This window comes from Janthinobacterium sp. BJB446 (assembly GCF_002735655.1).
Lineage (GTDB): Bacteria > Pseudomonadota > Gammaproteobacteria > Burkholderiales > Burkholderiaceae_D > Janthinobacterium > Janthinobacterium lividum.
Genome location: NZ_PDZK01000001.1, coordinates 3,015,162 through 3,027,657, shown reverse-complemented (window position 1 = coordinate 3,027,657; position 12,496 = coordinate 3,015,162). Strand labels below are relative to the sequence as shown.

Here is a 12,496-nt window from a genome sequence, read left to right as displayed (position 1 = left end):
GAAAAGGAGCATCGATGAACCGCAGCTTTCTGATCGAATCCGGACATGCCGCCCTGCTGGCGGTGCCGAATATCGACACCGACATCATCATTCCGCAAACCGAACTGGTGACCACTTCCCGGCGCGGCCTGGGCCAGGGCCTGTTCGCCCGCTGGCGCTACCTGGAGGGGCGCGTGCCCGACCCTGCCTTCGTGCTGAACCAGCCGCAGCACCGCCACGCCACGTTCCTGATCGCCGCCGATAATTTCGGCTGCGGCAGCTCGCGCGAGCATGCGGCCTGGGCCCTGGCCGACTTCGGCATCCGCGCCGTCGTGGCGCCCGGGTTCGGCGAAATATTCCAGCGCAACTGCGTGCGCAACGGCATCTTGCCGGCGCGTGTCAGCGCGGACGGCTATGCGCGCCTGGCAGAGGCGGCACGGCTGGCAGGCGGCGGCTTGCGCCTGAGCATAGACCTGCACCATCAGCGCATCAACTGCGCGCAATTTTCGCTGACCTTCGACATCGAGCCGGACGATGCGGCGCGCCTGCTGCGCGGAACCGATGAAATCGCCGAAACGCTGGTGCATGCGGGCGCCATCGCCCGTTTCGCCGCCGCCGACCGGACGCGCCGGCCATGGGTGTACGAGCCGGGCTGGGAGCAGGGTGAGGCGTGCGTGGCCGACGCGCTGGCGCAGGAGGCGACATGAGCCACTTTCGCCACCACGTCTTTTTCTGCTGCAACCAGCGCGACGGCGGGCGCGATTGCTGCGCCAACCACGGTGCCGACCAACTGCGCCAGCATGCCAAGGAGCGCCTGGCCGCGCTGGGCATGCTGGGCCAGGAGCAGGTGCGCATCAACCAGGCCGGTTGCCTGGACCGCTGCGAGCTGGGCCCGGTGCTGGTGATCTATCCGGAAGCGACCTGGTACACCTATCTCGATGCCAGCGACATCGACGAGATCATCGATGAACACCTGATCCATCACCGCGTCGTCGAGCGCCTGCTGGTGTGACGCGCCGCGTCGCGCATGCATTTCCATTCACCTATCTTAGCGAGGCAATTGCAATGATATTTCCGAACTTGGCAGTAAGCCGGGCGGCGCGCCTGCGCCGCGTACTGGGCGCGGCGGCAGTGGCGCTGGCGGCATGCATGGCGTGGGCGCTGCCGGCGGTCGCGCAGGCGGCAGGGCAGCTGAACTTGTATTGCGCCTACCCGGACGCGGCCATGTGCCAGGCGCTGGCGAATGGTTTCAGCGCGCGCCACGGCGTCAAGGTGAGCGTGGTGCAAAAGCCCACCGGCGAGCTGTATGCGCAGATTAAGGGCGAGGCCGGCAATCCGAAGGGCGACCTGTGGTGGGGCGGCTCAGGCGATTCCTTCCTGCAGGCGGCGCAGGACGGCTTGCTGGAAACCTACCGCTCGCCGCAGCTCGCGCAGCTGGCCGCCTGGTCCCTGATCCAGGCGGAGCAGTCGGCCTACCGCAGCGTCGGCGTGTACCGCGCCGTGATGGTGCTGGCGTATAACACCGAATTGCTGAAGAAGAAAAAACTCGCGCCGCCGCAGTGCTGGCGGAACCTGGTCGACCCCATCTACAAGGGGGAGATCGAACTTTCCAATCCCGCCTCGTCCGGCACGGCCTACATGATGCTGGCCACGATGGCCCAACTGTTCGGCGAAGACGGCGCCTTTCGCTACCTGCAGCAGCTGCATCCTTCGGTCACCAGCTATTCGCGCAGCGGTGCCGGTCCGCTGAAGGCTGTCGCGCGCGGCGAGGCCAGCATCGGCGTGGCGATGCTGCACGGCGTCATGACGGAACGCGAAAACGGCTTTCCCGTCGCCTATACGCTGCCCTGCGAGGGCACGGGGGCCGAGGCGGGCTCTATGGCGATCCTGCGCAATGCGCGCAACCTGGCAAATGCCAGGCTGTTCTATGACTGGGCCCTGGGGGCGGAGGCGCAGGCCCTGCCATATTCGCTCAGGCAGTATCCACTGCCAGCCAACCGTGGCATCAAGCTGCCACCCGGGATGCCGGACCTGGCCAAGGCGAAGTTCCTCGACTACGACTACGCCAAATTCGGCTCCCGCGAACAGCATGCCTTGCTGCTGGGACGCTGGAATAAAGATGTTGCCAGTGCCCAATGACAGGATATCGCGCCATGGCTGTTTCTGATGTGAACACGGCGAGCGCCACGGCCGGCGGCGCCGGCCGGCACCGCATTGCGTCCTGCTGGTACTGGGTTCTGCTCGGTCTGCTCGGTGCCTGTCTGTTGCCCTGGCATGCGCAGTCCGATGGACGCTGGCTGCTACCCCCGGCCTTGCTGTTGGGCGAGCCGGTCAGCATGGCCGGCGCGGTGCTGCTGTTGCAGTCGCGTGATGGCGGCGCGCTGCCGTCGCTGCTGCTGCCATTGCTGCTGGGCTGGGCCGCGTGGCGCCGTCGTCCGACCGCCGTGGCACTGCTGTTGGCGGGCGCTGCCGGCTTGCTGTGGCTTGGCCTGTGCGCTTTTGCCGCCAGCGGGGCCAGCATGGGGCCTGGCCAGCTGGCGTGCGCGGCCAGTCTGCTGTCCTGCCTGGCGCTGGGCCTGAGCCAGCGCGGCTATTTCGGCGGCGACGCGTTCGTGGCCGGCACGGTATTGTCGATCAGCCTGCTCGTAGGGGTGTTTACGCTGGTGCCGACCGCCGCCATGCTCTCGCATGCATTCGATGATGGCCGTGGCGGGCATGCCTGGACCGCGCCGCTGCGACTGCTCTACAGCGGCTATCTGTGGAGCGGCGCCTGCCTGACCGGCGCGGGACGCTGCGGCACGGTCTGGACCACGCTGTTCATCGCCGCCGTGTCTGCACTGCTGTGTACGCTTGTCGGCTTCGCGCTGGCGCTGCAGATGGCCCGCGTGCGCGGACCGCTGGCGCGCGTGGTGCAATGGCTGTCGGTCCTGCCGCTGATCGCCCCGCCTTTCGTGGTCGGCCTGGCATTCATCCTGCTGTTTGGCCGTTCCGGGCTGTTCAACACCCTGCTGGAAAGCTGGTTCGGCATCGTGCCCGGGCGCTGGATCTATGGCGTACAGGGCATCTTGCTGGCGCAGTTGTTCACGTTCACGCCGGTTGCCTGCCTGGTCCTGCGCGGCGTGGTCGAGGGTATTTCGCCGGCGCTCGACGAGGCGGCGCAGACCTTGCGGGCGGGGCCGTATCAGCGCTTCTTCAGCATTACCTTGCCGCTGGCCAAGCCGGGTCTGACCAGCGCCTTCCTGATTTGCTTCGTCGAATCGCTGACCGATTTCGGCAATCCCATCCTGCTTGGCGGCAATACTGAAGTGTTGGCCACCGATATCTTTTTTGCCATCGTTGGCGCGCAGCAGGATGTCGGCCGCGCGGCCAGCCTGTCGGCATTGCTCCTGGGGTTGACGCTGGTGGCGCTGTGGCTGCAGCGGCGCGTGCTGGGCAAGGCTTCCTACGCCACCATCGGCGGCAAGGGCGCCGCCACGCGCCATGCGCCGCTACCGGTGAGCCTGCAACGGGCCTGCGGGAGCGCGGCCATCCTGTGGAGCGCGCTGACGCTGCTGGTTTTCATGCTGGTGCTGGTGGGCGGTTTTGTCGTCAACTGGGGGCGCGACTACCGGCCCAGCATGGTGCATTACCTGAACGCGTTCGGTGTGACCCCTGGCGCGGCCGATCCCCTGACGGGCGTGGCCTGGGAAAGCCTGCTCGGCACGCTGGGCATGGCGTTGCTGGTGGCACCGCTGGGCGCGGTGCTTGGCCTGCTGGCCGGCTGGGTCATCAGCCGCCAGCAGTTTCCCGGCAAGCGCCTGTTCGAGGCATTCAGTTTCCTGCCGCTGGCGGTGCCGGGCACGGTGATCGGCGTGGCGTATGTGCTGAGCTTTAACGGTCCGCCCCTGGAGCTGACGGGCGGCGCGGCCATCATCGTCATCTGCCTGCTGTGCCGCAACCTGCCCGTGCTGGTGCAGACCACGGTGGCGGCACTGGCGCAGGTCGAACGCAGCCTGGGCGAGGCGTCGCTGACCCTCGGCGCCAGCAATTGGCAGACCCTGCTGCGCATCGAGCTGCCCTTGCTGCGCCAGGCGCTCACCGGCAGCCTGATCTATGGCTTCGTGCGCGCCATGACCACCATCACGGCCGTCATTTTCCTGGTCTCTGCCGGCCACGAGCTGGCGACCACGTTCATCATCAATCGCGTCATCAATGGCGATTACGGACTGGCGGTGGCCTACAGCACGCTGCTGATCGGACTCAGCCTGGTGGTCGTGGCCGTGGTGCAGCGCCTGGCCGGCCGCCGCCGCGCGGGGCCGGCTGCCGGCCCCGGTGGTATCCCTATCCATGTTTCCTGAGGAGCAGCACGATGGCAGCAGCACAGATTCAATTGCAGGGCGTCTCGAAGCGCTACGGCACGGTCACCGCCGTGGATGACGTGTCGTTGACGATCGAGGCCGGATCGCTGACGACCTTGCTGGGGCCATCGGGCTGCGGCAAGACCACGATGCTGCGCATGCTGGCGGGGCTGGAACTCGCCTCGGCAGGCCGGATTCTCATCGGTGGCCGCGATGTCACGCATGTCGGCGCGGCCGGGCGCAACGTCACCATGGTGTTCCAGAGCTACGCCCTGTTCCCGCACATGAGCGTGTTCGACAACGTCGCCTACGGCTTGCGCCTGGCGGGGCGTCCCAAGGCCGAGGTGCAGGAGCGCGCCATGGCCGGCCTGGCGCTGACGGGACTCGATGCGTATGCGCGGCGCTGGCCGTCCGAGCTGTCCGGCGGCCAGCAGCAGCGCGTGGCCATCGCCCGCGCGCTGGTGCTCGAGCCGGAGGTGCTGCTGTTCGACGAACCGCTGTCGAATCTGGATACGCAGCTGCGCCGCATGTTGCGCAAGGAAATCCGCGAATTGCAGCAGCGCTTGCAGCTGACCGTGGTGTACGTCACCCACGACCAGGCCGAGGCGCTGGCCATTTCGGACCAGGTGGTGCTCATGCATCGCGGCAAGGTGGCGCAGGCCAGCACGCCGCAGGGCATCTACCGCGCGCCGCGCGACGCTTTCGTCGCCACCTTCCTGGGCGACTGCAACCTTGCGCCGGGTCGCCTGATGGCCATCGAAGGTGCGCTGGGAAGAGTCTGCATGGGCGGCCTGGAGCTGCGCCTGCCCCATTGCGGCCAGGCGCCGGGGCCGGTGCAACTGGCCATGCGGCCGCAGGCGCTGCGTCTTGCGGGCGCGGGCCAGGCGGGCGGCGTGGCTGCCGAGATCACCAGCGTCACCTTTCTCGGTGGCTTGCTGGAGATCGAATTGCGCACCGCGTTCGGCCCGTGGCTGGTGCATGCGGCGCCGCAAGCCGGCCTGGCGCCGGGCATGCCGGTCACGGTCATGCTCGACACGAGTTCCATGGCGCTGCTGGCCGCGTAGGCGGCGTCCCCCCCCAATTTCAGAGAAGGACTTTCGCATGATGAACCGACGAACTATGCTTGCCCGGCTGGGCCTGTTGGCAGGCGGTGCCGCCGCCTGGCCGGCGCGCACGGCCGCGGCGGCGCCGCTGGCCCCCGTGCTGGCCGGGCACCCCGCCTACATCGTGAACTACCTGCCGCACATGGTCGCCTTGACCCAGCAGTACATGCGCGAGGAGGGCCTCGATTTCCGCCTCATGTCGTCCGATGGCGGGACCAAGCTGCGCGACATCGTCGCCGGTGGCCAGGTCAGCTTCGGCCTGGGCGACAGCACGCATCCGATCCAGCTGGCCAACCGGGGCCGCCCGGCCAAGATACTGCTGGCGATCGACCGCCGCTGTCCGTATACCAACGTGGTGGTGCGCAGCGACCTGTACGAGAAAGGCATCACCACCTTGCAGGCGCTGGCCGACTACCGCCGGCCGGACCGCGCACGTCCCATCGTGGCCGTGGCGACCCTGGGTGGCGGCCAGTATGTGTATGCCAGCTACCTGTTCGAGCAGATCGGCGCCGCCAACAAGCTGAATCTGGTGTCCGGCGGCGTCACGCTGACCATGCTCGGCGGCCTGCGCAGCGGCCAGTTCGACGCCATCGTCGCGCCGGCCGCCTGGCAGATCGAGGCCGAGCGCGGCGGTTTTGGCAAGACCATCTTTGACGTGTCCGACGACGCCAGCTGGAACCGCTATTTCGGCGGCCCCCTGCCGGTGACATGCGCCTATGCGCTGCAATCGACGATCGACCGGTATCCGCAACTGGTGCAGGCATATGTCAATGGCATGGTGCGCGCGCTGCACTGGATACGCCGCAGCAGCAGCGCGCAGATATGGCAGGAAGTCGGCGTCAGGCAGCTGCGTGAAACGCGCGCCGATACGGCCGTGCTGGAACTCGATGCCTTCAAGCGCACGGCCAGCTACGACGGTGAAACCGATGCCGCCGCCTTTGCCAACGGCGCGCCCATCTGGTTCCGTCCAGGCACTGGCATCAAGCCGATCCGCTACGCGGACGTCACCGACCTGTCTTTCCTTCACCTGAGTAGGCGCAAATATGGCTAGCACATTACAACCCCTGCATGAAGCGCTGCCCGGACCGCAGTTGCGGCTGGTGCCCGAAACGGCGCAGCCGCGCCTGGAATTGCGCGGACTGACGCGCGACTTCACCCTCAACGCGCGGCCCGTGCGCGTCGTCGACAACCTCTCGCTATCGATCGCCAAGGGCGAGTTCGTCTCGCTGATCGGCCCGTCCGGCTCGGGCAAAAGCACCATCCTGAACATGCTGTCGGGCGTGCTCGAGCGGACGGCAGGCGACGTGCTGGTCGACGGTGTCAGCCTGTCGTCGAGCGACATGATGCGCGAGCTGGGCTATGTCTTCCAGAGCGACAACTGCTACCCCTGGCGCAGCGTCGCCGACAATATCGGCCTGGGTCTGGAGCTGGCCGGCATTCCCAAGCCGGAACGGCGCAGGCGGGTGGCCGAGGCCATCGAACGCATCGGCCTGCAGGGATTTGAACGCGCCTTTCCCAAGATGCTGTCGGGCGGCATGCGCCAGCGCGTGTCCCTGATGCGTACGCTGATCATGCGCCCCAGCATCCTCCTCATGGACGAGCCATTTGGCGCGCTCGATACGCATACCAAGTTCGAGATGCACAAGCTGCTGCTCGAACTTTGGCAAGCCGAGCAGCAGACGGTGGTTTTCATCACGCATGATCTGGGCGAGGCCATTACGCTGTCGGACCGTATCGTCGTGCTGTCGGCGCGGCCCGGCCGCATCAAGGAAATCTTCGACGTCAGGCTGCCACGCCCGCGCGACGCGCTATCGGTGCGCGAATTGCCGGAATACAGCGCCCTGTTCGCACGCATCTGGCATTCGCTGGGCGAGGAATTCAACAAGGGAGAGGCGACATGACACTGAGCCGCTATACCTGGCATTCCGTCTGGTTCTGGCGCATCGCCGTGCTGCTGATCCTGCTGACAGTGTGGCAGTGGGGCTTCAGCCTGCAGCCGAAGCTGCCGTGGCTGGTGCCCAGCTTCATCGATCCCTACTTCATTTCCACGCCCACGGGAGTGCTGGACAAGCTGAGCCACATGGCGTGCATGACGGACGAGGAAGGCCAGCTGCTGCTGGGGCGTGCCGGGGCGGTGGCGGCCTGCTTCAGCGCTACCGACAATAATCTGCTGGCCGCCATTTCCGCCACGCTGCGCAATACCTTCTGGGGCTTTGCGCTGGGCGTGAGCACGGGATTCGTCGTCGGCCTGCTGCTGGGCCGCTCGCCTTTCTGGGCCAGCGTCTTCGACCCTTACATCGTCGGCTTCAACTCGGTGCCGCGCATCGCGCTGGTGCCGCTGATCGTGCTCATTTTTGGCCTGGGCGATGCATCCAAGATCCTCACGGCCTGGCTGATCGTCTTCTTCGTGGTGTTCTTTAACACCTTCGGCGGCGCGCGGCAGGTGCAGCGCGACCTGGTCCATGTGGCGCGCGTGCTGGGCGCGACGAACTGGCAGGTGATGACCCGCACTGTCATTCCGTCCACGCTGGAATGGGTCTTCGCCTCGCTGGTGCCCAGCGTGTCGTTTGCGCTGATCGGCGTCATCGTGGGCGAATTCATCGGTTCCGAACGGGGACTGGGACGCCTGATCATCGAGGCGCAGGGACGGGGCGACGCGGCCGCCATGATGGCGACGCTGAGCGTGCTGGTACTGATCGGCGTCATGTTGTCGGGGCTGATCCACCAGGTGCAGGAGTATTTGCTGCGCTGGCGCTGAAGAGCTGCACAGGCGGTGATCTGATCGATTCATTACATAGGACTGGTAACGATTTCATGAAAAAAAAGACAGGCATCCTGCTGGCGCTGGTGGCGGCGCTGGGCTGGCACAGCGCCGCCACCAGCGGCGAACTGAAACTCTACGGCCTCATGGACATGGGCCTGAATCTGGAAAATGATGGCAGCGGGGGAGGAACCGTCACGCGCCTGAGCAGCGGCGGCCAGAGCAGCAGCCGCATCGGCATCAAGGGCAGCGAAGCGCTCGGCGGCGGCCTGGTCGCCAGCTTTGTGCTTGAGAACGGTATTCTGGCCGATACCGGCGGCATCGACCAGGGGGGGGTACTCTTCGGGCGCCAGTCCTGGGTCGCCCTGGGGAGCGATTTCGGCATGCTCAAGCTGGGCCGGAAATACACGGTCAGCGCCGAGGTGCTCGACAGTTTTGATCCCTTCCACATCAATATGGCGGGCGATGCCAGCCGTCTGTTCAATGTGAGTGGCAAGCGCGTCAACAACAATCTCAGCTACACGACGCCGGAGCTGGGTGGCATGAGCGCGCAGCTGTCGTGGGGATTCGGCGAACAGCCCGGCAGCCTGGCGGCCGGCCGCCAGCTTGGCGCCAGCGCCAGCTACGCGCGTGGCCCGTTGGCGCTGGCGCTGGCCTATGTCGACCAGGACAGCGCCAGCACGCGCGCCAGTGCCAGCACCATCATGCTGGGCGGCGTGTACGACGCGGGCGCGCTGAAGCTGCACGCGGGCGCGGCGCGCAACACCGACAGCGCCGGCCTGGACACGCGCGACCTGCTGCTCGGCGTGAGCGTGCCGTTCGGCGCCTCGCTGCTGCTGGCCGATTACATCCGCAAATGGGATAGCGGCAAGGCTGGCGGCAATGCCGGCCAGTTCGCCCTTGGCTACAGCTATGCGCTGTCGCGGCGGACCAATCTGTATACCTCGTACTCGCAGACGCACAATGGCCGCGCCGCCAAATACAACGCCGCGCGCAACGGCGACACCGACCGCCTGTTCAATGCGGGAATCCGCCACTTCTTTTGAGGCGGCGCCTGTCTACCTGACCCTTAACGCGGCCTTGCCGCCCTGGACACGATGAAAACGCTCTACGATAAATTATGGGAATCCCACGCGGTGCAAGTAGACGAGGATGGCACCGCCATGCTGTATATCGACCGGCACCTGCTGCATGAAGTCACCAGTCCGCAAGCCTTCGAGGGCTTGCGCGCGGCCGGACGCAAGCCGTGGCGCGTTGGCGCCAACCTGGCGGTGGCCGATCACAACGTGCCGACGGGTGACCGCGCCGGCGGCATCGCCGACCCGGTCGCGCGGCGCCAGGTCCAGACCCTCGATACCAACGCCCGCTTCTACGGCCTGACCTATTTCGACATGCACGACAGGCGCCAAGGCATAGCGCACGTGGTCGGGCCGGAGCAGGGGGCGACCCTGCCGGGCATGACGGTCGTCTGCGGCGATTCGCACACCTCGACGCATGGCGCCTTTGGCTGCCTGGCCTTCGGCATCGGCACTTCCGAAGTCGAGCATGTGCTGGCTACCCAGACCCTGCTGGACCGCAAATCGAAGGCCATGCTGGTGCATATCGACGGCGTGCTCGCATCCGGCGTCACGGCCAAGGATATCGCCCTGGAAGTGATCGGGCGGATCGGCACGGCCGGCGGCACTGGCTACGCCATCGAGTTTGCCGGTCCGGCCATCCGCGCGCTGTCGATGGAAGGGCGCATGACGCTCTGTAACATGGCGATCGAGGCGGGCGCGCGCGCCGGCATGATCGCGGTGGACGAGACGACGATCGCCTATGTCAAGGGGCGGCCGTATGCGCCGGCGGGCGCGCAGTGGAAAAAAGCCGTCGCGTATTGGAAGACGCTGCACACGGATGCGGGCGCCAGTTTCGACCGCGTGGTACTGCTCGATGCCGCTGGCATCAGCCCGCAAGTGACCTGGGGCACCTCGCCGGAAATGGTCGTGGCCGTCGACGGCCGCGTGCCGGATCCCGGCGCGGAGCGGGATGCGGCGCGCCGCGAGGCCATGAGCAAGGCGCTGGCCTATATGGATCTGGCGCCCGATACCCTGATCGCCGACATCCGCATCGACAAGGTGTTCATCGGCTCCTGCACCAATGCGCGCATCGAGGATCTGCGTTCAGCGGCCGAGGTCGTGCGCGGCAAGCGGCGCGCCGCCAGCGTCAAGCTGGCCATGGTGGTGCCCGGCTCTGGCCTGGTGAAGGCGCAGGCCGAGCGGGAGGGGCTGGATCGCGTCTTCAGGGAGGCCGGCTTCGAATGGCGCGAGCCTGGCTGCTCGATGTGCCTGGCCATGAATGCCGACCGCCTGGAACCGGGCGAACGCTGCGCCTCGACCTCGAACCGCAACTTCGAGGGGCGCCAGGGCGCGGGCGGACGCACGCATCTCGTCTCACCGGCGATGGCCGCCGCGGCAGCCATTGCCGGTTGCTTCGTCGATGTGCGCAAGATGAGTTAAGGCCGGCATACGCCGCTTGCATATCAACGCGGCGCCGGCTGGACATCCGGCCGGCGCGCTCTTCAGGGGAGGCTCAAAGCATGGAAAAATTCACACAGCATACCGGCCTGGTCGTACCGCTCGACCGCGCCAACGTCGACACCGACGCGATCTTGCCCAAGCAGTTTCTGACGGCGATCCACCGCACCGGTTTCGGTCCCAATCTGTTCGACCAGTGGCGCTATCTGGACACCGGCGTGCCGGGCCAGGATAACAGCCGTCGTCCGCTGAATCCCGACTTCGTGCTCAACGAGGCGCGCTACCAGGGCGCCTCGATACTGCTGGCGCGCGCCAATTTTGGCTGCGGCTCGTCGCGCGAGCATGCGCCCTGGGCGCTGGGCCAATACGGCTTTCGCGTCATCATCGCTCCATCGTTTGCCGACATTTTCTTCAATAACTGCTGCAAGAACGGCTTGCTGCCCATCGTGCTGGGTGAAGCGCAAGTCCATTATCTGTTCAAGGCGGTCGGCGCCGAACCGGGCTTCCGGCTGGAAGTCGACCTGGCGCGCCAGCGCGTTGCCGCCACCGATGGCAGCTTCGCCTGTTCCTTCTTCATCTCCGCGTTCACGAAGTATTGCCTGCTGAATGGCTTCGACGATATCAGCCTGACCTTGCGCCGTGCCGATGCCATCCGCCGCTTTGAAGAACGCCATTTGACGAAAAATCCCTGGTTGGCCAACGTAATGTAAAGATCATTCCATGAAAATTGCAATCCTGCCCGGCGACGGCATCGGTCCTGAAATCATCGCGCAAGCCGTCAAGGTCTTGAATGTGCTGGGCGAATCGTTCGAGCTGGAAACGGCGCCCGTGGGCGGCGCCGGCTATGCAGCCCATGGCCATCCCTTGCCGGAAGGCACCCTGGCCCTGGCGAAAGCGGCCGATGCCGTGCTGTTCGGCGCTGTCGGCGACTACCAGTACGACAATCTGGAGCGCCAGTTCCGTCCGGAGCAGGCGATTTTGGGCTTGCGCAAGAACCTGGGCCTGTTCGCCAACCTGCGTCCGGCCATTCTGTATCCGGAGCTGGCGGGCGCCTCGACCCTGAAGCCGGAAGTGGTGTCCGGCCTGGACATTTTGATCATCCGTGAACTGACGGGTGACATCTATTTCGGCCAGCCCCGCGGCGTGCGCGAGTGCCCGGATGGTCCGTTCAAGGGCCAGCGCGAAGGTTTTGACACCATGCGCTATGCGGAAGGGGAAATCCGCCGCATCGCCCACGTGGCTTTCCAGGCCGCGCAAAAGCGCGACAAGCGCCTCACCAGCGTGGACAAGGCGAACGTGCTGGAAACCTTCCAGTTCTGGAAAGACATCGTCACCGACGTGCACAAGGAATACCCGGATGTGGCGCTCGATCACATGTATGTCGACAACGCGGCCATGCAGCTGGTGCGGGCGCCGAAGAAATTCGACGTCATGGTGACCGGCAACATGTTCGGCGACATTCTGTCGGATGCGGCCGCCATGCTGACGGGCTCGATCGGCATGCTGCCGTCGGCTTCGCTCGACGCCAACAACAAGGGCCTGTACGAACCGTCGCACGGCTCGGCGCCCGATATCGCGGGCAAGGGCATCGCCAATCCGCTGGCGACGATCTTGTCGGCCGCCATGATGCTGCGCTATTCGCTCAACCGCGAAGAGCAGGCAAGCCGCATCGAGGCTGCTGTCAAGCAAGTGCTGGCGCAGGGCCTGCGCACGGCCGACATCCATGAAGCGGGCACGACTTTGGTCGGTACCGAGGCGATGGGTGATGCCGTGGCGCGTGCCTGCGCCGCTGCCTGAGAT

General features: G+C 66.1%; 12 protein-coding genes. All 12 read left to right on the top strand.

The features are described 5' to 3' along the window. The first annotated feature begins 14 nt into the window (after window positions 1–14). The 12 genes from leuD (CSQ92_RS13420) to leuB all read left to right on the top strand — a co-directional run bounded on the left by leuD (CSQ92_RS13420) (window position 15) and on the right by leuB (window position 12,493). On the top strand, window positions 15–686 hold the full coding sequence (gene leuD / locus CSQ92_RS13420) for a 3-isopropylmalate dehydratase small subunit (RefSeq protein WP_092606357.1): 672 nt from the start codon (window positions 15–17) through the stop codon (window positions 684–686). Beyond that, window positions 683–991 carry a (2Fe-2S) ferredoxin domain-containing protein gene (locus CSQ92_RS13415; RefSeq protein ID WP_070260607.1) on the top strand — a complete coding sequence of 103 codons (309 nt, stop codon included), beginning with the start codon at window positions 683–685 and terminating at the stop codon, window positions 989–991. The genes leuD (CSQ92_RS13420) and CSQ92_RS13415 overlap by 4 nt, the downstream gene beginning before the upstream one ends. A gap of 53 nt (window positions 992–1,044) precedes the next feature. Next, a complete protein-coding gene (locus CSQ92_RS13410; RefSeq protein WP_099394330.1) occupies window positions 1,045–2,118 on the top strand; it encodes an ABC transporter substrate-binding protein in 1,074 nt (357 codons plus the stop codon). Window positions 2,119–2,132: 14 nt separating this feature from the next. Further along, complete coding sequence (locus CSQ92_RS13405; protein ID WP_180277008.1) at window positions 2,133–4,316, top strand: ABC transporter permease; 2,184 nt, start codon at window positions 2,133–2,135, stop codon at window positions 4,314–4,316. A gap of 11 nt (window positions 4,317–4,327) precedes the next feature. Then, the gene (locus CSQ92_RS13400) at window positions 4,328–5,380 is read left to right on the top strand and encodes an ABC transporter ATP-binding protein (RefSeq protein ID WP_070260613.1); all 1,053 of its coding nucleotides are present in this window, start codon (window positions 4,328–4,330) and stop codon (window positions 5,378–5,380) included. A gap of 37 nt (window positions 5,381–5,417) precedes the next feature. Next, window positions 5,418–6,470 (top strand): ABC transporter substrate-binding protein, encoded by a 1,053-nt coding sequence (locus tag CSQ92_RS13395; protein WP_081345932.1) that lies wholly within the window; start codon window positions 5,418–5,420, stop codon window positions 6,468–6,470. Then, window positions 6,463–7,320 (top strand): ABC transporter ATP-binding protein, encoded by an 858-nt coding sequence (locus CSQ92_RS13390; protein ID WP_092606353.1) that lies wholly within the window; start codon window positions 6,463–6,465, stop codon window positions 7,318–7,320. Before CSQ92_RS13395 ends, CSQ92_RS13390 begins: the two co-directional genes overlap by 8 nt. Then, window positions 7,317–8,177: an ABC transporter permease gene (locus CSQ92_RS13385; protein WP_070260619.1), complete on the top strand. Its 861-nt coding sequence runs from the start codon at window positions 7,317–7,319 to the stop codon at window positions 8,175–8,177. Before CSQ92_RS13390 ends, CSQ92_RS13385 begins: the two co-directional genes overlap by 4 nt. A gap of 56 nt (window positions 8,178–8,233) precedes the next feature. Further along, the gene (locus tag CSQ92_RS13380; protein ID WP_099394327.1) at window positions 8,234–9,226 is read left to right on the top strand and encodes a porin; all 993 of its coding nucleotides are present in this window, start codon (window positions 8,234–8,236) and stop codon (window positions 9,224–9,226) included. Between the two features lie 51 nt (window positions 9,227–9,277). After that, window positions 9,278–10,678 carry a 3-isopropylmalate dehydratase large subunit gene (gene leuC / locus CSQ92_RS13375; RefSeq protein WP_099394326.1) on the top strand — a complete coding sequence of 467 codons (1,401 nt, stop codon included), beginning with the start codon at window positions 9,278–9,280 and terminating at the stop codon, window positions 10,676–10,678. Window positions 10,679–10,758: 80 nt separating this feature from the next. Further along, on the top strand, window positions 10,759–11,406 hold the full coding sequence (leuD, locus tag CSQ92_RS13370) for a 3-isopropylmalate dehydratase small subunit (protein WP_070260626.1): 648 nt from the start codon (window positions 10,759–10,761) through the stop codon (window positions 11,404–11,406). Between the two features lie 10 nt (window positions 11,407–11,416). Then, window positions 11,417–12,493: a 3-isopropylmalate dehydrogenase gene (leuB, locus tag CSQ92_RS13365; protein ID WP_099394325.1), complete on the top strand. Its 1,077-nt coding sequence runs from the start codon at window positions 11,417–11,419 to the stop codon at window positions 12,491–12,493. Window positions 12,494–12,496 lie beyond the last annotated feature (3 nt).

What these genes read in the sequence shown, in the direction of transcription:
- leuD (WP_092606357.1), top strand. Translation starts at nt 15, where the DNA reads ATGAACCGCAGCTTTCTGATCGAATCCGGACATGCCGCCCTGCTGGCG.
- CSQ92_RS13415 (WP_070260607.1), top strand. Translation starts at nt 683, where the DNA reads ATGAGCCACTTTCGCCACCACGTCTTTTTCTGCTGCAACCAGCGCGAC.
- CSQ92_RS13410 (WP_099394330.1), top strand. Translation starts at nt 1,045, where the DNA reads ATGATATTTCCGAACTTGGCAGTAAGCCGGGCGGCGCGCCTGCGCCGC.
- CSQ92_RS13405 (WP_180277008.1), top strand. Translation starts at nt 2,133, where the DNA reads ATGGCTGTTTCTGATGTGAACACGGCGAGCGCCACGGCCGGCGGCGCC.
- CSQ92_RS13400 (WP_070260613.1), top strand. Translation starts at nt 4,328, where the DNA reads ATGGCAGCAGCACAGATTCAATTGCAGGGCGTCTCGAAGCGCTACGGC.
- CSQ92_RS13395 (WP_081345932.1), top strand. Translation starts at nt 5,418, where the DNA reads ATGATGAACCGACGAACTATGCTTGCCCGGCTGGGCCTGTTGGCAGGC.
- CSQ92_RS13390 (WP_092606353.1), top strand. Translation starts at nt 6,463, where the DNA reads ATGGCTAGCACATTACAACCCCTGCATGAAGCGCTGCCCGGACCGCAG.
- CSQ92_RS13385 (WP_070260619.1), top strand. Translation starts at nt 7,317, where the DNA reads ATGACACTGAGCCGCTATACCTGGCATTCCGTCTGGTTCTGGCGCATC.
- CSQ92_RS13380 (WP_099394327.1), top strand. Translation starts at nt 8,234, where the DNA reads ATGAAAAAAAAGACAGGCATCCTGCTGGCGCTGGTGGCGGCGCTGGGC.
- leuC (WP_099394326.1), top strand. Translation starts at nt 9,278, where the DNA reads ATGAAAACGCTCTACGATAAATTATGGGAATCCCACGCGGTGCAAGTA.
- leuD (WP_070260626.1), top strand. Translation starts at nt 10,759, where the DNA reads ATGGAAAAATTCACACAGCATACCGGCCTGGTCGTACCGCTCGACCGC.
- leuB (WP_099394325.1), top strand. Translation starts at nt 11,417, where the DNA reads ATGAAAATTGCAATCCTGCCCGGCGACGGCATCGGTCCTGAAATCATC.